Raw genomic sequence first — 19,108 nt, 5'->3', positions numbered from 1 at the left:
GCCATCGCTGACTTCGCATTTCATGAGGTACCGCATCCACTCTGCTGACGGGATGAAATGAGCGCCGGAGGCCAGGGACCGTCGAATCCACGAACGGGCCGGAAACCGGCTCGTGGAGGTACCGCCGCCACCGATCGGATGCTCCGCGTTCTGCTGCGCCGCCGCAAGCGGCCGCTGAGCGCCGAGGACGTGACGGTCACCGATCGACCCGCGGTGCGAAGGGCGGTATCGGCGGCCGCGCTGGGCAACACCATGGAGTGGTTCGACTTCGGTGTCTACGCCTATCTCGCGGGCACCTTGGGCAAAGTGTTCTTTCCGTCGAGCTCGCCCGGGGTCCAGGTGGTCTCGACGTTCGCCACATTTGCGGCGGCGTTTCTCGTCCGGCCGCTCGGTGGCCTGGTATTCGGACCGCTGGGCGACCGTATCGGGCGCCAGCGGGTACTGGCCGCCACCATGATCATGATGGCGGCCAGTACCTTCGCCGTCGGATTTCTGCCCTCTTACAACACCATCGGCTTCGCCGCACCGATTCTGCTGCTGATCTGCCGACTGGTGCAGGGCTTCTCCACCGGTGGCGAATACGCCGGAGCGACCACATACATCGCCGAATACGCTCCGGACACCCGGCGCGGATTCCTCGGCAGCTGGCTCGATTTCGGCACCTTCGTCGGCTACTCGCTCGGCTCCGGACTGGTGACCGTCCTCACGGCCGTGCTCGGCGACGACGGCCTGGTGGACTGGGGCTGGCGGCTGCCGTTCCTGGTCGCCGGCCCGCTGGGGCTGATCGGTCTGTACATGCGACTACGGCTGGAGGAGACCCCGGCCTTCCAGCGTGAGGCGGAGCAGGCCCACCACGACGCGGAGGAGGTCCGCGCCGCGGGCGGCCAGGACCCGGTGGAGGAGGCCCGGCAGTCCGGCCGGGGCCGGCTGAAGGAGATCTTCACCCGGCACTGGCAGGCGGTGCTGATCTGCATGGGCCTGGTGCTGCTCTACAACGTCACCAACTACATGGTGACGTCGTATCTGCCGACGTTCATGACCGAGACCCTTGGCGAGGACGCCCTCACCGCCCAGCTGCTCGTACTCGGCACCATGATCGTCGTGGCGCTCACCATCACCACGGTGGGCCGTACCTCCGACCGATGGGGTCGCCGGCCCGTCTTCATGGCGGGCAGCGCCGCCCTGATCGCCCTCGCGGTGCCCGCGGTGCTCCTCATCCGCGTCGGCGGCATCCTGGCACCGGCCTTCGGCTGCCTGATCCTGGGGCTCCTGCTGGTGTGCTTCGCCGGCACCTCCGCCTCCACGCTGCCCGCGCTGTTCCCGACCCGGCTGCGCTACGGAGCCCTGTCCATCTCCTTCAACATCTCGGTTTCGCTCTTCGGCGGTACGACGCCCCTGTTCGTGTCCGCGCTGGTGCAGGCGACCGGCAGCGACATGATCCCCGCCTACTACCTGATGGCCGCCGGGGTGATCGGGCTGATCGCGACCTTCTTCCTCCACGAGACGGCGGGCAAGCCGCTGCGTGGCTCCGGCCCGATGGTGGAGACCGAGGAGCAGGCCCACCAACTGGTCGCCAGGAGCCGCGCCGAGGCGGGGCGGCGGGCCAGGGACGTCTGGATCCGACTGCGGCACCCGTGGGCGCGGCACTGAGGAGGGCGGGTGCGCCGTGCCGGCCGGCCCGACACCGAGGGCGACCGCCCGCCCTTACCCGCCGGTCCGGCACGGAAGACGACCGGCCGCCCGCCGCGCTCGGTGGCCCCGGCCTGACGCCCGCTCACCCAGTCGGCGCAAGGGGCGGGAACCAGAGCCGGCCCGGGGGATCAGGGGCGGACGGTCCCCGATCGGCGGAGTTCGCGTCCCTTCGCCAACTGGTCAGGTGCGGGGGCCTGCTGGTGACCGTGGCGTGGACCTGACGGTCTATCGTGGGCGCATGTCCGCCCCAGAACTGATTCGCATCGTCTCCCGCGACTCGCCGATGGCCCTGGCCCAGGTGGAGCGCGTCCGCGCCGAACTCGGCGCGCTCCATCCCGGCATCGCCACCGAGGTCATCCCGGTCAAGACGACCGGCGACCGCTGGATGGGCGCGCTCTCCCAGGTCGAGGGCAAGGGGGCGTTCACCAAAGAGGTCGACGCCGCCCTCCTGGCCGGTGAGGCGGACCTCGCGGTGCACTGCGTCAAGGACATCCCCGGCGACCGCCCGCTGCCGGCCGGCACGACCTTCGCCGCCTTCCTGAAGCGCGACGACGTCCGTGACGCCCTGATCCACCCGGGTGGGCTCAACCTCGACGAACTTCCTGCGGGCACCCGGATCGGCACCTCGTCGGTCCGTCGGATCGCCCAGCTCGCCGGTTTCCACCCGCATCTGCAGTGCGTGCCGATGCGCGGCAACGCCAACCGCCGCATGGAGAAGCTCGCGGCCGGTGACGCGGATGCGCTGCTGCTGGCGGTCTCGGGGCTGGAGCGCATCGGCCGTACGGATGTGATCACCGAGATCCTGTCCGTGGACGAGATGTGCCCGCCCGTCGGCGCGGGCGTGCTGGCGCTCCAGTGCCGCGAGGGCGACACCGAGACCATCGACGCCGTGAGCGGTCTGGGCCACCCCCAGACGCACCAGGAGACCACCGCCGAGCGCATGCTGCTGCACGTCCTGCAAGGTCACTGCAACAGCCCGATCGCCGGCTACGCCACCACCGACCGGCGCGGTGAACTCTCCCTGCGGGCCTGCGTCTTCACCCCGGACGGCAAGACGGTCCTCAACGCGCACGAATGGGCCGGTCCGCTCACCCCGGAGACGCTCGGGACGTCCGTGGCGGTCGCCCTGCTGCGGCAGGGCGCGCGTGAGCTGATCGACGGCATCGCGCACTGAAGTCACCCGCCCGCCGGGCCCGGGAAACCGGGCCCGAGGGGACCCCACGCCCTGCCGTTCCCGGCATCGCGTAGGACCGCACCCCTGCTCGCACCCCGTCCACGCCCGGCCATCGACGCGTGACATCGGTTCCTTACTGCTTCCCGACTGCTTCCTCGACCGTTTCCTTGACCGGGAAGAGTCAGGTCGTAGGCTGAAAACCGATGGGTCACCGCCGACCAGCGGTGACCTGTGACCGGGGGAACGGGGGAGCACGGATGGCCGTGCGCATTCACTTCAGCCTGGAAGATCTCGCCAGGACGCATATCGCCGAACGGCCCGACCCGCTGTGGGAGGTCCTGCTCAGCCTGCACCTCCTACAGACCCGCTGTGGCGCGCCGGCGTTCGCCCGCTGGCGGCAGCGGACCCTGCCGCGGCTCGACGGCCGGATCCGCGGGCTGCTCGCCCTCGCGCCACCACGCGGCTACAGCCCCGACTTCCTCACGCCCGATTCCTCGGCCGTCGGCCTGGAGGAGGGCCTCCAGGACCTCGCGGCCACGCCGCGCAGCCGGCTCCGCACCGACCTCGCGCGGCTTTCCCGCTCCCGCCAAGTACCGCTATGGGTAGAGGGATCCGCAGTTGCCGCCGGTCCTGGTGTACCCCGTCGAGCGCAGCCCCGACTGGGCGCACACCGACGGCGACGACCGCGCACGGACCGGTGCGAAGGGCCCGTGCGCCGCCCTGCTGGGGCACACCCGAGCGGCGGCGCTGGAACTCGTCGCCGCCGGCTGCACCACCTCCGAACTGGCCCGCCGGCTGAACGTCTCGCCGGCCACGGCGACCCACCACACCGCGATACTCCGCGAGGCCGGACTGATCGCCTCGAACCGCACGGGCGGGAGCGTGCACCACACCCTCAGGTCGCTGGGCGAGGCGCTGCTGCGGGGTGATCCGGAAGCGGGGTGACGGGTACCACCACGACCTGCTCGTCGTCCTCGTAGATGACCCGTCCCGGGTCGGTGGACTCGACCCGCTTGCACGGCACTTCATGCTGGGCGAGCAGATCGAGGTAGCCCTCCGCCCGTTCGAGGAGGTGCACGGCGGTGGCCTTGAACCAGGCCACCGCCCCCGGGTTGAGATCGCGGTCGTAGACGGTGGGATCGACGTCGGAGGGGTTGGTGAAGTGGGTGTCGTACCAGTCGTTGCCCGCGCGCCAGAACCGGTACTGCTCGTCGGTGAGCCTGCCGTCGCGGGCGAGGCCGTTGGCGAGGGCGAAAATCCCGGGGAAGTGTCCGTGCGGACTGCGCGTGGTCCCCTGAAACCGCACGTACAGCGTCTCTCCCACGAAGGGTCCTCCTCTTGGACCGGTGAATCGGTCAACTTGTCGATTCTGGACGGGGAGTCTGCCAGGGCGACGCCGATCGCGACGCGTCGTCGTGGCCCGTGGCGACCGCCCATCTGCTCCACGCTGTACTGTTCCGGCCTGTTCCAGTGGTCCTCTGGCGGCGCGTCATGTCACGCCGTCCGGGGTGTGGCTGGAACATGGCCGGATGCGGAGGGAATGCAGCGGAGGCGACAGCGGTCGGCGGCCGGAGCGCTCGTTCGGCGACTGGGGTGTGCGGTATCCGCGGCGGGTGCTGATCACGGCCGGGATACTGTGCGTGCTGCTCGGCTGGGTGGCGCTGGGACTTGGCGAGCGGCTCTCCGTCGGAGGGTTCGCCGCGTCGGGGACGCCCTCCGCACGGGCCGAGACCTGGGCCGCTCGCTACGGGGCCGACCGGCCGGAACTGTTCCTGGTACTCCACCTGAAATCCGCCCGGCTCTCGCTCGACAGCCCGGCGGCGCAGAGGGCGGGACGCCGTATCACGGAGCGGCTGGCGGCCGAGCGTGGAGTGTCCCGGGCACGCTCCTACTGGACCGCGGCGGACGAGGCGCCGCCCTCGACCGATGGCCGCTCCGCCCTCGTATACGTCGATCTGGACGGCAGCGAGACCGACACGGCCCGCACGGCCCAGCGGTTGGTGCCGCACTACACCCCACGGGGCGGCCCCTTCGAGATCCGGGCCGGCGGGCCCGCCTGGAGCCTGGCGCAGTCCACCGGGCAGGCGCGTACGGACCTGGTGCGGGCGGAGCTGATCGCGGCCCCGCTGACCTTCGCGATCCTGACCGTGGCATTCCGGTCACTGGTGGCGGCGCTGCTGCCGGTCGTGGTGGCTGGACTGTCGGCGGTCGGCGCGCTGGCGGTGCTGCGGGTGCTCACCGCCGTCACGGACGTCTCGGTGTTCGCCGTCAACCTCATCGGGGCACTGGGCTTCGGGCTCGCGGTGGACTATGCGCTGTTCATCGTCGCCCGGTTCCGCGAGGAGCGGGCTCGGGGGCTGGCGCCGCCGGAGGCCGCGCGGGTCACCGTGGCAACGGCCGGCCGTACGGTCGCGGTGTCGGCCGGCACGGTGACCGCCGCCCTGGCGGCGCTGCTGGTGTTCCCCTTCTCCTTCCTGCGCTCCATGGCGTACGCGGGGATGGCGGTGGCCTTGCTGGCGGCGCTGACCGCGGTGGTCGTACTGCCGGCCGTACTGGCGTGCTGGGGGCCGGGGGTCGCTTCGCTGGATCCGTTCGGGCGTCTGCGGTGGGTACCGGCGCCGACGATCGGCGCGGCCAGCCCACTGTGGCGTGCGGTGGCCACGGCGGTCACCCGGCGCCCGCTGTGGTGGGGAGCGGGTTGCCTGGTACTGCTGGCGGTCTTGGTGCTGCCGTTCGGCCACGGCCGGCTGGGGCTTGCCGACGAGCGGATCCTGCCCGGCGGCGCCGAGGCCCGGACGACGGGGGAACTCATCCACCGGGAGTGGCCGACCTCCGGGGAGCGCTCCCTGGCCGTCGTGCTTCCGAGGGCCGATCCGGTCGCCGACAGGGCGGAACTGGACGCCTACGCCAGGAGGCTGACCGCGCTGCCCGGTGTGCGCGGCGCGGCGACGGTGACGGGACGCTACGCGGACGGCGGGAGGGTGGCCTGGGCACGCCCGGCCGGGGCGGCGGGGGCCGCGGCGCCGAGAGCCCGTCCCCGGCCGCCTGCGGCCTCGCCCGGCAGAGGGGAGCGCGGGACCGTGGTGAGGCTGACGATGACGCCGGATCCGCAGTCCGAGCGCGCGGCCGATGTGGTGCGCGCGGTCCGCGAGCTGCCGTCACCCGGCCCCGCGCACCTGGCCGGCTGGGCCGCGCAGGTCGTCGATGCCCGCGGCGCGTTGCTGAGCCGGCTGCCGCTGGCCGCGGCGCTGATCGCCGTGGGAACCATGACGGTGCTGTTCCTGTTCACCCGCAGTGTCGTCATCCCGCTGAAGGTGGTCGCGGTGGCGGGCCTGAGCCTCACCGCGGCTCTCGGCGGCATCGTCTTCGTCTTCCAGGACGGGCATCTGCGGTGGTTGGTGGGCGACTTCGCCACCACCGGCACGCTGGACATGACCATTCCGCTGTTGCTGTTCAGCGTGGCGTTCGGCCTCTCCGTCGACTACGAGCTGTTTCTGCTCTCCCGAATCCAGGAGCACTGGCGGATCACCGGAGACACCACCGCCTCGATCGTGCACGGCATCGCCCGGACCGGCCGGCTGTTCACGGCGGCCGCACTCACCGTGGCGGTGGCCATGGGCGCACTCGCCTCCTCAGGGGTGCTGCTGCTGAAGGAGCTGGGATTCGGCCTCGCGCTGGCCGTGGTGGTCGATGCCACGCTGGTACGCGGTGTGCTCGTACCGTCCGTGATGCGCCTCGCCGGGCGCGCCAACTGGTGGGCACCCGCCCGTATCCGCTCACGCCGAGGACGGGCCACCGCCCCGGAGGGCGCGGCCGGCGAGGTGCCGTCAACTACAGAGCCCACGGCTACGGACCGGAACGCCGCCGGTCGCCTCGGGTGACGCGGGCCGCCCGGAATGGCCTGCTCACCTGTGGTCGGAATGCGACCGGAGCGACTCCACGAGGGCGCTCGCCTCCCGGAGCGTCATGGCCGGACGCAGATCGGCGTCCCCGCCGCTCACGCCGAGCCGCTCGCCCATCACCAGGGCGAACTCCAGGAGCGCGAGCGAGTCGAGGTCGAGTTCCTGGAACGTCGTGCTCGGCCGAAGCGCATCGGGTTCGACACCGAACGTCTCCGTCAGGACCGCACAGATCTCGGCATAGGCACCGGAATCAGAGCCTGGGGCAGACGTGGGGTCGGATACGCGATCAGCTGCGACATCGGATACGGGATCAGACACGAGTTCAGACATGAGCCGTCACGGCTCCCTTCCTTGCCGCGCCGGCGGGTGCAGCGCCGGCGGATGAACAGGACAGCGGCGCGGACGCCGCCATGCCCGACCGCACATACTGCGCCGACAGTTCCGCCGGCGGTTCCAGACCGGGTGTGGCCGCGTCCAGACGAGTGCGGTCGTAGCGGCGCCGGGCCCACCAGTACGGCGTCAGCCCGGCGGCAAGTCGCATGAGGAACCGCTCCAGCGGCCGGACGTCCTCCGGCGCGAGATCCGGATCCAGCGCGAAGTCGAGCCAGTCGCACGGCTCCAGGGCGATCCGCAGCAGCTCCTGGACCGGATAGTCGTGAGGGTGCGTCAGGTGGTACGTCGCCACCAGGCCGCCTTGGTCGCCTTGGCCGTTCGGCCCGCTCGCCGGCCGTGGCTGCTCCGGGAGGCGGGCGTCGGCGCACCGCAGCATCGCGGCCGCCGCCCAGTCCACCTGCAGCAGATTGACCACGGCATCGGGCCGGCCCGGCATCCGCGCCGTATAGGGGAGGCGGATGTCGTCGGGAGACAGGCCGGCCGCCCGCAGTACGTGCGAGGGGTCCTGCCGCCCGAGGACACCGGCCCGCGCGGCCTGGACCGCCAACCAGTGGCGAGGTTCACCCGGCGCGACGGGCCGGTCCGTCACCAGCACACCCGGCCGCATGACCACTACCGGCCGGCCCCGCTCCTGCGCCCAGCCGCGGACCAGCGCCTCGGCACGGAACTTGGACTCCTCGTACGAGGTGGCGAACCCGAACCGCCCCTCCTCCAGGGTGTCCTCGAACACGGTTCCCTCGCGCCGCTCGCCGGCGACGAACGCGGTGCTGACGTGGAACAGCCGCGTGCTGCGCGCACCGGCGTCCAGCAGTTGCAGGACGTGCTCGGTGCCCGCCACGTTGGCCCGGTGCAGCGCCGTGGTCGGGCCCGTCGGGCTGGTGTCCGCGGCGCAGTGCCATAGCTCCTGTGTCCGCCGGGCCAGCGCGCGGTGGTCCTCGGCGGAGAGGCCGAGCCGGGGCGCGGCCAGCTCGATCCGTACGGGCGTGACCCGCCGATGGAAGTCGGCGGCATCCCACCGGGCACCCGTACTGCGCACCGCCCGCAGCAATCGCTCCCGGGCCGTGCCCGGATCATCCCGTACGAGAGCGCTGACGGGGCGGTCGTCCCTGCGGAGCAGCCCGGCGAGCAGATGCGCTCCGAGGAAGCCGGTGGCACCGGTGACCGTGATCAACGAATCACTCCTTCGATCGTGTGCCGGCCGCGGCCCGGCCGCTCGGCCGCGCCACACACCACCACACTCACGCAACGGATGATTTTCCTATTTATGCGCCGTACATTGCAGTATGTCGGAGTGTCAGAAGGCGGGCATACTGGCGCACGGGCGAAAAGGCGCGCATTCGCGTGAACTCACCGTCGCAAACCGCTGCTGCTGCTGCCGCCGCTGCCGTCGGTCGTCGTCCCCGTTCGCCCCGACCCGCCTCAGGGTGCCGAGCGGAGCACCAGCACCGCGTTCTGCCCGCCGAACCCGAACGCATTGCTCACCGCGGCCGTCATCCGCACCGGTCGCGGCGCCTTGCTGACCACATCCAGCTCGATCTCCGGATCCAGCCGGTGCAGATTCGCCGTCGGGGGGACCACCTGATCCTCCAGGGACAGCACCGTGCAGGCCGCCTCGATCGCTCCCGCGCCGCCGGCCGCATGCCCCAGCGCACCCTTCACCGCGGTCACCGGCGGCGGGCGGCGGAACACCTGGCGCAACGCCGATGCCTCGGCTCGGTCGTTCAACACCGTCGCCGTGCCATGGGCGTTGACGTGCGCGACGTCCCCCGGCTCCAGCCCGGCGTCATCCAGAGCGACCGCCAGCGCCTCTGCCGCTCCCCGCCCTTCCGGGTGCGGTGAGGTGAAGTGGTAGGCGTCGCAGGACGCCCCGTACCCCGCCAGATAGGACCGGATGCGGGATCCCCGGGCACGCGCGTGCTCCAGCCGCTCCAGGACCAGCACCCCGGCGCCCTCGCCGAGGACGAACCCGTCGCGGTCGGCGTCGAAGGGGCGGGAGGCGGCGGCGGGATCGTCGCCGCGGCGCGAGAGCGCACCCATCTGATGGAAGCACGCCGCCGGAATGCGGCTGCACAGCGATTCGCTGCCGCCCGCCACCACGACATCGCAGGCATCGGCGAGCAGGAGTTGCCGGGCGGTGCCCAGAGCCGTCGCCCCCGAGGCGCACGCCGTACTGACCGTCAGATTCGGCCCGCGCACTCGTAGATCCATCCCCACCTCGCCGGCGACCATGTTCGGCACACTGCGTGGAATGGCCAACGGCGAGATCTCGGTGGCCCGCCCGCCGGAGATCTTGGCGAACTCCTCCTCGTAGCGCTCCATGCTCGCCGTGCCGACCCCCAGGACGACACCCACCCGGACCGGATCCCAGCTCCCCGCGCCCAGGCCGGCATCCGCCACCGCCTCACGGGCCGCCACCAGCGCCATCGCGGCACACCGGTCGAGCCGCCAGGACAGCCGCCGTCCCAGGCGCTGGTCCGCATCGAAGTCGGGCACCCGGCAGCAGAAGTCCACCGGCAGGCCGTCGAGCGCCGGACAGCGCACCGCGTTCGACGTTCCGCGGAGCACCCCCTGCCAGGTCGCCGCCACCCCCACGCCCGCGGGCGTGACCAGCCCCAACCCCGTCACGGCCACATCCCGCGCGCTCATCCGGCCCCCACCACCAGCACACCTGCCCCAGCGATTCCCGGCATCCCGTCAGTATCGGCAGTCGGTGCCCGTCCTCGGTGACGCCGAGCCGCGCGGTAGCCCGAGCGGCGCAGCAGGTTCCGACGAACCGGCGCGGAGGCGGACGGGTGCGGAGCGGATGCGGGCCGCGCCGAAGCCCGCACGCCTGGCGCCGGGGTTCCGGCCTTTCTGGCGGCACGTCTCCGCGACACCCGCCCAGCCTCGACTCCCTGTCACCCCGTCAGATTCCTCAAACTTCCTTATTGTTTCCCTTGGTAGGGGAAGTTAAGGTATTTTCATGAGTGATCATCTGTACTCCGTGGAGCAAGTCGCCGAACGGTTGGGCCTGCACGTACGCACCGTCCGCAACTACGTGCGGGACGGGCGGCTCGCCGCGGTCCGCATCGGCAAGCAGTACCGGATCGCGCACGAGGATCTGGAGGCGTTCACCGGCCGCTCGGTGCCCGAGCCCCCGGATGCCGCGGCTGGACGGTCTCGGCACACCGAGGTGTCGAGCATCGTGGAGATCGACGCGATCGACGCCACGATGGCCCACCGGCTGACCACCCTGCTGACGGCCTCGGCCGCCAACCGCCGCCCAGGTGACGGGCCCCTGCGGATCGAGACGGCCTACGACAAGGAGAGAGCGCGGATGAAGGTCATCGTCCTGGGCGGCCTGGCCGACACGGCCTGGCTGTTCACCTATATGGAAGGGGTCCTCGCGTCATGAGCGCGATCTACAAGTCCGAGGCCGGCGAGCGCGAGCTCCGGCGCCACTATCAGGAGGGGCTGCGCACCTGGCCGGTCCCCGCCGAGGAGGTGCGGGTGCCGACCCGCGAGGGCGAGACCTTTGTCGTCGTCTCCGGCCCAAAGGACGCACCGCCCCTGCTGCTGCTCCATGGCTCGGGGGCGAACGCGATGATGTGGCGGGACGACATCGCCTCCTGGGCACGGCACTTCCGCACCTACGCCGTCGACCTCATAGGTGAGCCGGGGCTGAGCGCGCCCTCCCGTCCGCCGCTGTCCTCCGACGCCTGCGCGCTGTGGCTGGACGATGTGCTCGCGGGACTGGGGATCACGAGCGCCTCCGTCGTCGCGTCGTCCCTCGGCGGCTGGGTGGCGCTGGACTACGCCACCCGCCGACCGGAGCGGGTGACGCGGCTGGCCCTGCTGTGCCCCGGTGGCCTGGGGCGGCAGAAGATGGGTTGGCTGGTCAAGGCCCTGCTGCTGCCCCCATGGGGACGCTCGGGGGTGCGCCGGTCGGTCGCGTCCGTGGCCGGCCTGGAGTCGCCGGATGTCGGGCACATCCTCGATTCCGTGGCGCTGACCTTCCTGCACTTCAAGCCGCGTACGGAGCAGCTGCCCCGGTTCTCCGACGATGTGTTGCGTCGCCTGACCATGCCCGTACTGGTGATGGTCGGTGGCCGCGATGCCATGTTCGACTCCGAGGGCACCGCCCGGCTTGTGCGACGGTGCGTCCCGCACGCGACCGTGAACGTCCTGCCGGAGGTCGGGCACGCGATCCTCGGCCAGACCGATTCCGTCCTGGAGTTCCTCCGTGACCGGCCGGCCGTCGAGGAATGCGACGGAAATGAGCAGCCGGCCCGCTGAACTCGCCGAATGCGGCAGCTTGTTCGGCGACACGTCCGGAGTTGGCTCCTGAGTGGCCGGCGGTCGCCTCGATCCCGAACGCGGAGTCCGCACTCCGTTCAGCTACTCATCCCGCATAGGCAGCCGAGCGGATTCGGGCGGCCATTGGGGGCTCGTAGTGTCCAGTACATGATCGAGAGCAAGGCGAGGTCCGGAGCGGCACTCAGGGCAGGGGGAATCGGCTGTGCGGTGGCCGTACTGCTGCCGGTTCTGGTGATCGGCGGGGTGTTCCTCATTTTCTCCATCGAGCGCGCCACCCCCGAGGGCTATCCCGACGTCAAGCCGGAGTCCATGGCACGCCGCGTCACGGGGTACTCCAAGGGCGCCTTCGCGGCCCTCGGCCTCGACCGCACTCTCCAACCGAATGTCTACGACATGCGCAAGGGCGACGAGAACACCCTCGACTCGGACTTCTGCTATCCGGACGGCGTGGAAAGCATCGCCGACCAAGCCGAGGAGGGCGCATACCGGCTCTATCACCGTTGGTCAGTGGGAAAAGTGGCCCCACGTGAGGGATCCTCCGCCCTGCGCAGCCTCCGTGACCACCTCACCAGCACGGGCTGGCGTATCACGGAATCCGGGGTCGGTGAGCAGCGCCACGAGCGGACTCTGAAAGCGGAACGAGACGGCGGCTACACCATCGCCCTCACCTGGGAAGCCGACCGCCGGCGCCTCAGCGGCGGCAGCTCGGCTCCCTGCGCGACGAACCCCGACTGGAAGGAGTCGGACGGCCGCTACGCCGAGCCGAGCGTAGGTCGACCGCCGGTACTCACCGGTCGTGCGTCGAAGTGAGGGCGAACGGTGTGCAAAGGGTGTGGCGCGCAGCACGCTGATGCATTGGTGACCCAAGGGGTGAAATGCCGCATGGGGTGTCATCCAAACCGTGCATTCAGCCGACAACGGTAATCAATACTCATCAACGCCTATCAACATCCATCAACACCCATCAACGGTCTCAGTCATTGGGATGATCTTTTGCGTGCTCGCCACGCGCATGACAGGATGTCCCGCGCCGCACGGGGGAGCGGCGCATGAGTAGGGACAACCTCCCTTTGCGCACCAAGAGTTCAGCTGACAACTGAGGTGCTCCCTTTATCCCGGGGCGGCGAAACCTGCTGAGCCGCATCCATCGACACAACGGGAACGGGACCATCGACATGAACACCGCGACGCACACGCCCAACGCCACGCCCATCTACGAGAAGCTCGTCAAGGAGCACGGCGATGTTCTCGCCGAGACCCGTGAGGCGGCGGAGCGTTCCCAGCTGAAGGCATCCCAGGCACTGGACTGGAGCGACCTGCGCCGCCACCACGGGTGAGCGCGGGTCAGTCGGGTCAGTCCGACGGGGGAGACGCGGGGAAGGCGTCCAGCAGTCGCGTCGGAGCCGCCTGCCGCCAGGAGTCCACGAGGATGTCCCGCAGTTCGGCCATATCCTCCAACTCGGCCAGCCGGACCCGCACCCATGAGGAGCCGGCCTCGTGCGGCGGTACCCAGAATTTCTTCGGTTCCGCCGCGATCAGCTCCTGACGCTCATGGATCGGGCAGCGTACGGCGAATGACGTCTCATCGTCGGGGATGGTGATGAACATCTTCCCGGCTACCCGGAACGTGGGTATCTCCCAGGCCTCCTTCTCCACCGTTTCCGGCAGGGAGAGGGCGATGCGGCGGACGTCGTCAGAATCGGGCATGGCTCTACTTTAGGCATACAAAGAACCACGCGAAGACGTACGTGTGGATGCCGCCGTTTCAGGAGGGGGAGCGCGGGCCGCCGTCCCTGATCAGGTTCTCGACGTGGTCGAAACGCGCGTGCAGTGAGCGCAGCTCCGAACGGAACGCCTCCGCTTCCTCGCGGGCGTGATGCCCGACCGCCTTACCGAAGCGGACCACGTCCTGCTCCGCGCGGCCGACGAACCAGGTGGCCAGAGCGGCCGTGATCACACCGAATGCCGTAATGGCGCACAGCATCAACAGGGTCGCGAGCACGCGGCCCCACAGCGTTACCGGGTAGAAATCCCCATAGCCCACGGTGGTCGCCGTCTCCACCGACCACCACAATGCCCGCGGATATGACGTGATATTGGCGTGCGGGGCACCGGATTCGGCGACGACTACCAGAGCGGCACCACCGAGCAGCACCGCGGTCATCAGCAAGGTGACCCAGAGCGCCGCCTGGGCGTGCAGCCGGCGCCACGCCTCATTTCTGAAGAGGCGGTTCAGTGCGGCGGCGAGAAACGACGGCACCAACGGACGTCCCCTTCCCTTGCGGACCTGGTGGACAACCGGCCTTTTCCTCGACGCCGACATTAACAGGGGAAAACGCCATGCCCGGAAATGCCGGCTAATGATGACGTGTCAAACACCGCGCCGTCGTATTCCTTGGGCCCTGGCCCCGGCCCTGATGCTCAGCGGCGTGGCTCCGCGGGCGTATCGCCGCGCACCGCGTGCAGGTAGAGCGCCAGGGTGTCGAGGGTGAAATACGAGCTGTAGGAGACGTCGGGGAAGTCACCGCCGGTGTGATAGCCGCCGATGACGCCGATCAGGGCGTAACCGGTGAAGTCCCGCACCAGGAACGGTCCGCCCGATGTGCCGCCGATATAGCCGGCGCAGGCGATCTCAAGGAAGTCGCCGGGGGCGGCCGGGTCGGCGCTGGTGTACCGATGCGTGGACGAGGTGCAGTCCAGCGGCTTGGGGTGGGTGGTGTCGCTGTTGCCGGGGTAGCCGATGAGCCGTACACGCCGATGGTCGTATCCCGGGTACGGCATGAGATCGAAGCCACCGGTCACATCCTCCACCTCGGCGCCGTCCTCACGCGCCAGGAGCCGTACGACGGCGTAGTCCCAGCGGGCACCCGCGTCGGTGCCGAGGTCGTAGTACCGCTGGTCCAGGTAGATACGGTCGACGGGGTAGATGCCATGCGGCTTTTGGCCGTCGTGGTACTGCGGCACGAACGACAGTCGGCGCTTGGGGTCGGGGGAGCGCAGGCAGTGTCCGGCGGTGACCACAAGGTCGCGGTGCGGGCTGCGCACCACCGTTCCGCCGCAGAACCGGCCGGTGTTGTGCGCGTCCGTCCAAAAGAACGTCCCCACCTGGGGGAGGCCGTCGAACGGGTGGCTCGGTGGCGTGGGGGCCCCGGACCGAAGCGGCGCCCGCGAACTCCGCGGGGCGACGGCCGGTTCGGCGGCCGCCATCCGCTCCGGAGTCCAGTAGGCATCGGCCGATGACGCCGCCGACCGGCCCGGCGGGTCCACGGCGTGCGCGACCGGCCCGGACGGGACGGCGAGCGACAGGCCGAGAAGCACGGCGACGAGCAGGACGGCACGGCGGCTGCGTACGGCGATCGGCAGGCTCATGGCTGCCTTATGCCCCCGTACTTACGCCCCCGTAACACCGTCGATGCTCTCCCGGAGCAGATCCGCATGGCCGTTATGGCGCGCGTACTCCTCGATCATATGGACCAGGATCCAGCGCAGTGAGACGTCTTTGCCGCCGACATGGCCGGCTTCCTGCTCGGAGAGCTGACCGGCGTCGTCCAGCGAGGAGTCGGCGGTCAGCGCGCGGCTGCGCGCGACTTCCTCCTGCCAGGCGGCCAGCACCTCGTCGAGGCTCCGGTCAGGGGCGAGCGCGAAGCCGTCTCCCTTGTCTTCCTCGAACACCACGGGCACGTCGTCCCCGGCGAACACCCGCTGGAACCAGTTGCGTTCCACCTCCGCCATGTGCTGGACCAGCCCCAGCAGCGTCATCGAGGACGGTGCCACCGAGGCCAGGCGCGACTGCCGATCGTCGAGTCCCGTGCACTTGAGGGCGAGCGTGGCGCGGTGGAAGTCCAACCAGGCTTCCAGCGTCGTGCGTTCATCCCCCTGCGGCGGCGGTACGGGGCGTCCATCCGGTGTCGTAACCATGCACCGAACCCTCGCACACGCCACTGACACCGCACCCGTGCGAGGTCCGACCCGTGATGCGGAACGTCTGCTGAAGGTGCGCGACACCGTTGCCCGGGTCACTGGCCCCCCGGCCAGATCGTTCCAACAGCGGGCGTCGGAGAATATGGTGCCGCTTTCCGCTGAGCACGCATCCCCACCTGCCCCGGTAGGCGTGTGCGGTGTGGGCCGGCGGCCGGCCGCCCGTGCGATCCGAGGTGCGTTTCATGTGAGATCCGCCGCGTGTTTCGGATAGGGTCGGGGCGGAGGTGTTCCCCGTGCCCAACGAACAGGACGCGCTGTTCGCGTCGGTCGACGCGCTGCTCGACCAGGCCGCCGCGCCGGACTCCCTTCCGGCACCGGCCGAGCGCAAGCGGCTGCGTGAGGCGGGCGGGCTGAGCCAGGACCAGGTCGCCAAGGCGCTGTCGGTACGGCGCGAGACGATCACCAGTTGGGAGTCGGGCCGGACCGAGCCGCGGCAGCCCAAGCGCGCCGCCTATATCCGGCTCCTGGAGGGCCTTGCCGAACGCTTCCCCGCCGAGCGGACCGCCCCCGCGCAGGTCCCCGCTCCGGCCGCGGAGCCCGTCCCGATCGCGGAACCCGCCCGGGCTGCCGAACCGGCCCCCGAGCGGGCTCCCGTTCGCGCCGCCGAGCCGTCCCCGGTCCCGGCGCGGCCCGCACGCCCGGCCCCGTCGTCGATGTCGCCCCGCCGCCCGGCGAACGGGAGGTCCAACGCCACCAGCACCGCGAGGACGGCAGTTCCCAGCACCCCGGCGCGCAAGACCGCGGCCCCCGACGTCGCGGCCCGCAAGCCCGCCGCTGACCCGGCCGCCCCCACCGCGGCCGCCCCCGACCCCCGGTTCGCCCACGGGCCGCTGGCCGTGCTGGACGGCGACGGCACGGCGTACTGCGTGGACGGGCTGGTCCTCGACTGCCCGGCCAGGAGCGTCGCAGCCCTGGTGGACTGGGCGCTGACCGAGGCGAAGCTCGGGGCACCCCGCCTCCATCGCCACGGCAAGGACGCCGACCCGCTCGTCGTCATCACCGCCGCGGCGGCCGAGCGCTTCGGTCTGCCGAGCACGCTGGAGGACCGGCGCGGTCTGCGCCTGCCCGCGGACCACAAGGTCATCACCCAACTCGCGCGTGCGAAATGGCAGCTCACCCGGCGCGGCTTCGGCCCGTGGCCGAGGGTCTACCGACCGGCGCAGAACGGCCGGCGCCGGTGCGTCCAACTCGCGATCCTTCCCTGGGGCGCGCTGGACGCCCGCTCCTGGGGGGACACGGACCAGCTGTCGCCGGCCGAACTCGCCCGTGTGCTCGGCGCGTACGCGACCCGGGTCATCACCCCGCGCGGTTCGACGGCCGTCTGCGGTCTGGAGTTGATGACCGCGCTGCGCCCACCGACCCGTGCCGTCAAGGACGAGAGCACCGGCTCGTGGATCTCCGGCCCGAACCCCGGCGCGCTGACCGAGCCCCTCGACCCGGCGCCGCCGGAGGCCCCCGCAGAACACCCGGTCGTCGCCGCCCGCTACCCGCGCCACCACGAACGCACCCCGGACCAGGTCCTCGACGAGGAGGCGTACGACTGGTTCCGGCCCCTCACCGATGAGGAGTGCGCCCGCGGCTATACGTACGGGGTCGGTATCGACGTCAATATGGCGTTCGCCGCGGCCGCGAACCGCCTCACCGTCGGCACCGGGCCGGCCACGCACGTCCAGGCCCCGGAATTCGACGCCAAGTTGCCCGGCAGCTGGCTGGTCGACCTCTCCCACGTCGAGATCGACCCACGCCTGCCCAACCCCTTCACCCCGAAGGGCAACCGGCCCACCGGACCCGGCTGGTATGCGACCTCGACCGTCGCCTACGCGGTCGAACTCGGCGCCCGGGTCCGGCCGTCCGAGGCGTACGTACGGTACGAGCACGGCGCCTACCTGGACGCCTGGTACACCCGGCTGCGCGACGCCTACATGGCCACCATGGCCGACCTCGGCGTCAGCACGGGTATGCCGGACGCCGACTTCCTCGACGCCATGGCGCGGCACAAGGACGCCGACCCTGGGCAGGCCGCCGTCCTGTCGGCCATCAAGTCGTCCGTCAAAGGCGGCATCGGCAAGCTGCGTGAACGGCCGCAGGGCATCGGCTACAAGTACGGCGAGCGTTGGCCCGCCCTGGAGCGGCCGACCTGGAGCCCCCACATCCGGGCGGAACTCATCGGCAAGGCCCGCAGCAACATGCACCGCAAGATGGCGAGGCTCGCGTCGGTCGGGCTTTTCCCCGTCGCGGTGCTGTCCGACTGCGCCGTCTATCTCTCCCATGGCCCTTCGCCGCTCGACTTCCTGCCGTATACGGACGACGGCAAGCCGCTGCCCGGTGGATTCCGCCTGGGGGTGTCGCCCGGCATGGTCAAGCACGAAGGCACCCAGGAATTCCTGTGGGTGGCCGCGATGACCGAGGACGAGCAGACCAACCCGGCCCGGCACATCAAGGGCACCGACGCCGCCGCCGGCGGGGAATAGGGGATCGCGATGGGCATCCTCGGCGACAGCCTCGACAAGGCCGTGGCGGGCACGTCCACCCGCCCCATCCCCAAGTCGGCCGGTGCGCAGATGCGCTTCCTGGTCAGGCACGAGAAGGGGTCCACACGAGTGGTGGCGGAGCGCCTGGGCATCTCCCAACGGACCGTGGAGCGCTATATCAAGGAGCAGATCAGGCGGCCCCGCAAGGATCTCGCCGCTCGACTGGTCGCGGAGGTCACCAAGGACTGGCAGCCGCGGGTGCGCGACCGGGCGAAGAAGAAGGCCGCCAGCACCGCCGGGATCACGATCGAGACCCGGGCCCGCTTCGGGTTCACCGCCGCTCCCGGCACTACCGACGACGGCCGCATCCGGCTGATCACCCAACATTTGCCCCCTGCCTACGCCGCCCGCCTCTTCGACGCTCAAACCGCCGGCGCCACCGAACAGCAACTGCAGAACATCGCCGCCGAAGGCCTCCAGGAGATCTACTTCAAGGACCGGGGGCGACGCGCGGACGGGCTGATGGTGGAGTTCACCGATATCGACTATGTGGAGTGGGGGTTGGAGTCCTAAGAGCCGTCCCGCAAGCGATCTTCGAGGGATTACTGGCCAGTGGGAGCCATGGGAGCCGCAACCGCATCCGCACGTAGTCGGCTCCCCCGGGACCGGGCCGTCTCCCGCCGTCTACACACCAGCCGTGCTTGACATAGAACCTGCGGGCCCGAGCGTTGGCCTACCACGCTTTCAGATCCTCGGCCGATGCCTCTCGCACTCGAAAGCCCAAAGCGTTCTGGACGACTTCGGTGACATCGCCTACGAGGAACTGAAACCGCATCACCACATAGCCTATGCCCGAATACGTGATGGTTCTGGCTACAGCCGAGCAACGCGAAGGGCTTCTCACGCACCTCGGCATCAGGTTCCATGAGCCGCTTTGACGGTGTATCGGATCTGACGCCCCAGCGGATAGTGGGGATAGCACCGGCTATGGCAGGCGCCACCCGAAATGGACCTGCGGTGAAGGTGAAAAGGCCGGGGATCTGGGTCTGAAGTTCGTTTGGTCCGGGCGCGGAGGGCGGGAATTCAGAGAGCAACCAGCGGCCACTTTGCGTACACGAAGAGGCCTAAATTTACGTGAAGTTTCAGCAGTTTTCCGTTTGATTTCGGTTTGCGTCCCGGCGTACTGTGGGAGGTGGTCC

At 70.4% G+C, this 19,108-nt stretch carries 18 protein-coding genes; 10 read left to right on the top strand and 8 right to left on the bottom strand.

What is annotated here, in order from left to right; translation table 11 throughout:
• The first annotated feature begins 138 nt into the window (after nucleotides 1–138).
• From proP to WAB15_RS00500, 3 genes are all read left to right on the top strand, one after another.
• A complete protein-coding gene (proP, locus tag WAB15_RS00510) occupies nucleotides 139–1,650 on the top strand; it encodes a glycine betaine/L-proline transporter ProP (RefSeq protein ID WP_407284840.1) in 1,512 nt (503 codons plus the stop codon).
• Between the two features lie 280 nt (nucleotides 1,651–1,930).
• Nucleotides 1,931–2,866, top strand: coding sequence for a hydroxymethylbilane synthase (gene hemC / locus WAB15_RS00505; RefSeq protein WP_407284839.1), 936 nt, complete (start codon nucleotides 1,931–1,933; stop codon nucleotides 2,864–2,866).
• 618 nt (nucleotides 2,867–3,484) lie between these two features.
• Nucleotides 3,485–3,811, top strand: coding sequence for an ArsR/SmtB family transcription factor (locus tag WAB15_RS00500; RefSeq protein ID WP_407284838.1), 327 nt, complete (start codon nucleotides 3,485–3,487; stop codon nucleotides 3,809–3,811).
• Here WAB15_RS00500 and WAB15_RS00495 read toward each other — a convergent pair.
• Nucleotides 3,762–4,190, bottom strand: a complete 429-nt coding sequence (locus WAB15_RS00495; protein ID WP_407284837.1) for a hypothetical protein — start codon at nucleotides 4,188–4,190, stop codon at nucleotides 3,762–3,764. The genes WAB15_RS00500 and WAB15_RS00495 overlap by 50 nt on opposite strands.
• Nucleotides 4,191–4,395: 205 nt before the next feature.
• Between WAB15_RS00495 and WAB15_RS00490 the strand changes: the two genes are divergently transcribed.
• Entirely contained in the window at nucleotides 4,396–6,747 is a 2,352-nt protein-coding gene (locus tag WAB15_RS00490) for an MMPL family transporter (protein WP_407284836.1), read from the top strand.
• A gap of 24 nt (nucleotides 6,748–6,771) precedes the next feature.
• Here WAB15_RS00490 and WAB15_RS00485 read toward each other — a convergent pair whose 3' ends face one another.
• The 3 genes from WAB15_RS00485 to WAB15_RS00475 form a co-directional block, all read right to left on the bottom strand.
• Complete coding sequence (locus WAB15_RS00485) at nucleotides 6,772–7,098, bottom strand: acyl carrier protein (protein WP_407284835.1); 327 nt, start codon at nucleotides 7,096–7,098, stop codon at nucleotides 6,772–6,774.
• Nucleotides 7,091–8,332 (bottom strand): SDR family oxidoreductase, encoded by a 1,242-nt coding sequence (locus tag WAB15_RS00480; RefSeq protein ID WP_407284834.1) that lies wholly within the window; start codon nucleotides 8,330–8,332, stop codon nucleotides 7,091–7,093. Before WAB15_RS00480 ends, WAB15_RS00485 begins: the two co-directional genes overlap by 8 nt.
• Before the next feature lie 248 nt (nucleotides 8,333–8,580).
• Nucleotides 8,581–9,807, bottom strand: coding sequence for a beta-ketoacyl-[acyl-carrier-protein] synthase family protein (locus tag WAB15_RS00475; protein ID WP_399149212.1), 1,227 nt, complete (start codon nucleotides 9,805–9,807; stop codon nucleotides 8,581–8,583).
• A 316-nt stretch (nucleotides 9,808–10,123) separates the two neighbouring features.
• Here WAB15_RS00475 and WAB15_RS00470 point away from each other — a divergent pair, with 316 nt between their 5' ends.
• The 4 genes from WAB15_RS00470 to WAB15_RS00455 all read left to right on the top strand — a co-directional run bounded on the left by WAB15_RS00470 (nucleotide 10,124) and on the right by WAB15_RS00455 (nucleotide 12,794).
• Complete coding sequence (locus tag WAB15_RS00470) at nucleotides 10,124–10,555, top strand: helix-turn-helix domain-containing protein (RefSeq protein WP_399149213.1); 432 nt, start codon at nucleotides 10,124–10,126, stop codon at nucleotides 10,553–10,555.
• Nucleotides 10,552–11,436, top strand: coding sequence for an alpha/beta fold hydrolase (locus WAB15_RS00465; protein WP_407284833.1), 885 nt, complete (start codon nucleotides 10,552–10,554; stop codon nucleotides 11,434–11,436). Before WAB15_RS00470 ends, WAB15_RS00465 begins: the two co-directional genes overlap by 4 nt.
• Nucleotides 11,437–11,664: 228 nt before the next feature.
• Nucleotides 11,665–12,267, top strand: coding sequence for a hypothetical protein (locus tag WAB15_RS00460; protein ID WP_407284832.1), 603 nt, complete (start codon nucleotides 11,665–11,667; stop codon nucleotides 12,265–12,267).
• A 365-nt stretch (nucleotides 12,268–12,632) separates the two neighbouring features.
• A complete protein-coding gene (locus WAB15_RS00455; protein WP_399149216.1) occupies nucleotides 12,633–12,794 on the top strand; it encodes a hypothetical protein in 162 nt (53 codons plus the stop codon).
• Between the two features lie 16 nt (nucleotides 12,795–12,810).
• On the opposite strand, the gene WAB15_RS00450 is transcribed toward WAB15_RS00455, so the two are convergent.
• From WAB15_RS00450 to WAB15_RS00435, 4 genes are all read right to left on the bottom strand, one after another.
• Nucleotides 12,811–13,164 (bottom strand): MmcQ/YjbR family DNA-binding protein, encoded by a 354-nt coding sequence (locus tag WAB15_RS00450; RefSeq protein WP_407284831.1) that lies wholly within the window; start codon nucleotides 13,162–13,164, stop codon nucleotides 12,811–12,813.
• A gap of 58 nt (nucleotides 13,165–13,222) precedes the next feature.
• Complete coding sequence (locus tag WAB15_RS00445) at nucleotides 13,223–13,720, bottom strand: potassium channel family protein (protein WP_407284830.1); 498 nt, start codon at nucleotides 13,718–13,720, stop codon at nucleotides 13,223–13,225.
• Nucleotides 13,721–13,878: 158 nt separating this feature from the next.
• Nucleotides 13,879–14,826 carry a trypsin-like serine peptidase gene (locus WAB15_RS00440; protein ID WP_399149219.1) on the bottom strand — a complete coding sequence of 316 codons (948 nt, stop codon included), beginning with the start codon at nucleotides 14,824–14,826 and terminating at the stop codon, nucleotides 13,879–13,881.
• 21 nt (nucleotides 14,827–14,847) lie between these two features.
• A complete protein-coding gene (locus tag WAB15_RS00435) occupies nucleotides 14,848–15,375 on the bottom strand; it encodes a DinB family protein (protein WP_407284829.1) in 528 nt (175 codons plus the stop codon).
• 296 nt (nucleotides 15,376–15,671) lie between these two features.
• Between WAB15_RS00435 and tap the strand changes: the two genes are divergently transcribed.
• Together tap and tpg are read left to right on the top strand one after the other, a co-directional pair.
• Complete coding sequence (gene tap, locus WAB15_RS00430; RefSeq protein WP_407284828.1) at nucleotides 15,672–17,909, top strand: telomere-associated protein Tap; 2,238 nt, start codon at nucleotides 15,672–15,674, stop codon at nucleotides 17,907–17,909.
• A 9-nt stretch (nucleotides 17,910–17,918) separates the two neighbouring features.
• A complete protein-coding gene (tpg, locus tag WAB15_RS00425; protein WP_399149222.1) occupies nucleotides 17,919–18,482 on the top strand; it encodes a telomere-protecting terminal protein Tpg in 564 nt (187 codons plus the stop codon).
• Nucleotides 18,483–19,108 lie beyond the last annotated feature (626 nt).

The organism is Streptomyces sirii (assembly GCF_045690365.1).
Classification (GTDB): Bacteria; Actinomycetota; Actinomycetes; order Streptomycetales; family Streptomycetaceae; genus Streptomyces; species Streptomyces sirii.
This window is presented reverse-complemented; position numbering and strand designations above follow the sequence as displayed.

Coding starts and splice junctions, on each gene's coding strand:
- proP (WP_407284840.1), top strand. CDS start 139: ATGCTCCGCGTTCTGCTGCGCCGCCGCAAGCGGCCGCTGAGCGCCGAG.
- hemC (WP_407284839.1), top strand. CDS start 1,931: ATGTCCGCCCCAGAACTGATTCGCATCGTCTCCCGCGACTCGCCGATG.
- WAB15_RS00490 (WP_407284836.1), top strand. CDS start 4,396: ATGCGGAGGGAATGCAGCGGAGGCGACAGCGGTCGGCGGCCGGAGCGC.
- WAB15_RS00485 (WP_407284835.1), bottom strand. CDS start 7,098: ATGTCTGAACTCGTGTCTGATCCCGTATCCGATGTCGCAGCTGATCGC.
- WAB15_RS00475 (WP_399149212.1), bottom strand. CDS start 9,807: ATGAGCGCGCGGGATGTGGCCGTGACGGGGTTGGGGCTGGTCACGCCC.
- WAB15_RS00470 (WP_399149213.1), top strand. CDS start 10,124: ATGAGTGATCATCTGTACTCCGTGGAGCAAGTCGCCGAACGGTTGGGC.
- WAB15_RS00465 (WP_407284833.1), top strand. CDS start 10,552: ATGAGCGCGATCTACAAGTCCGAGGCCGGCGAGCGCGAGCTCCGGCGC.
- WAB15_RS00455 (WP_399149216.1), top strand. CDS start 12,633: ATGAACACCGCGACGCACACGCCCAACGCCACGCCCATCTACGAGAAG.
- WAB15_RS00450 (WP_407284831.1), bottom strand. CDS start 13,164: ATGCCCGATTCTGACGACGTCCGCCGCATCGCCCTCTCCCTGCCGGAA.
- WAB15_RS00440 (WP_399149219.1), bottom strand. CDS start 14,826: ATGAGCCTGCCGATCGCCGTACGCAGCCGCCGTGCCGTCCTGCTCGTC.
- WAB15_RS00435 (WP_407284829.1), bottom strand. CDS start 15,375: ATGGTTACGACACCGGATGGACGCCCCGTACCGCCGCCGCAGGGGGAT.
- tpg (WP_399149222.1), top strand. CDS start 17,919: ATGGGCATCCTCGGCGACAGCCTCGACAAGGCCGTGGCGGGCACGTCC.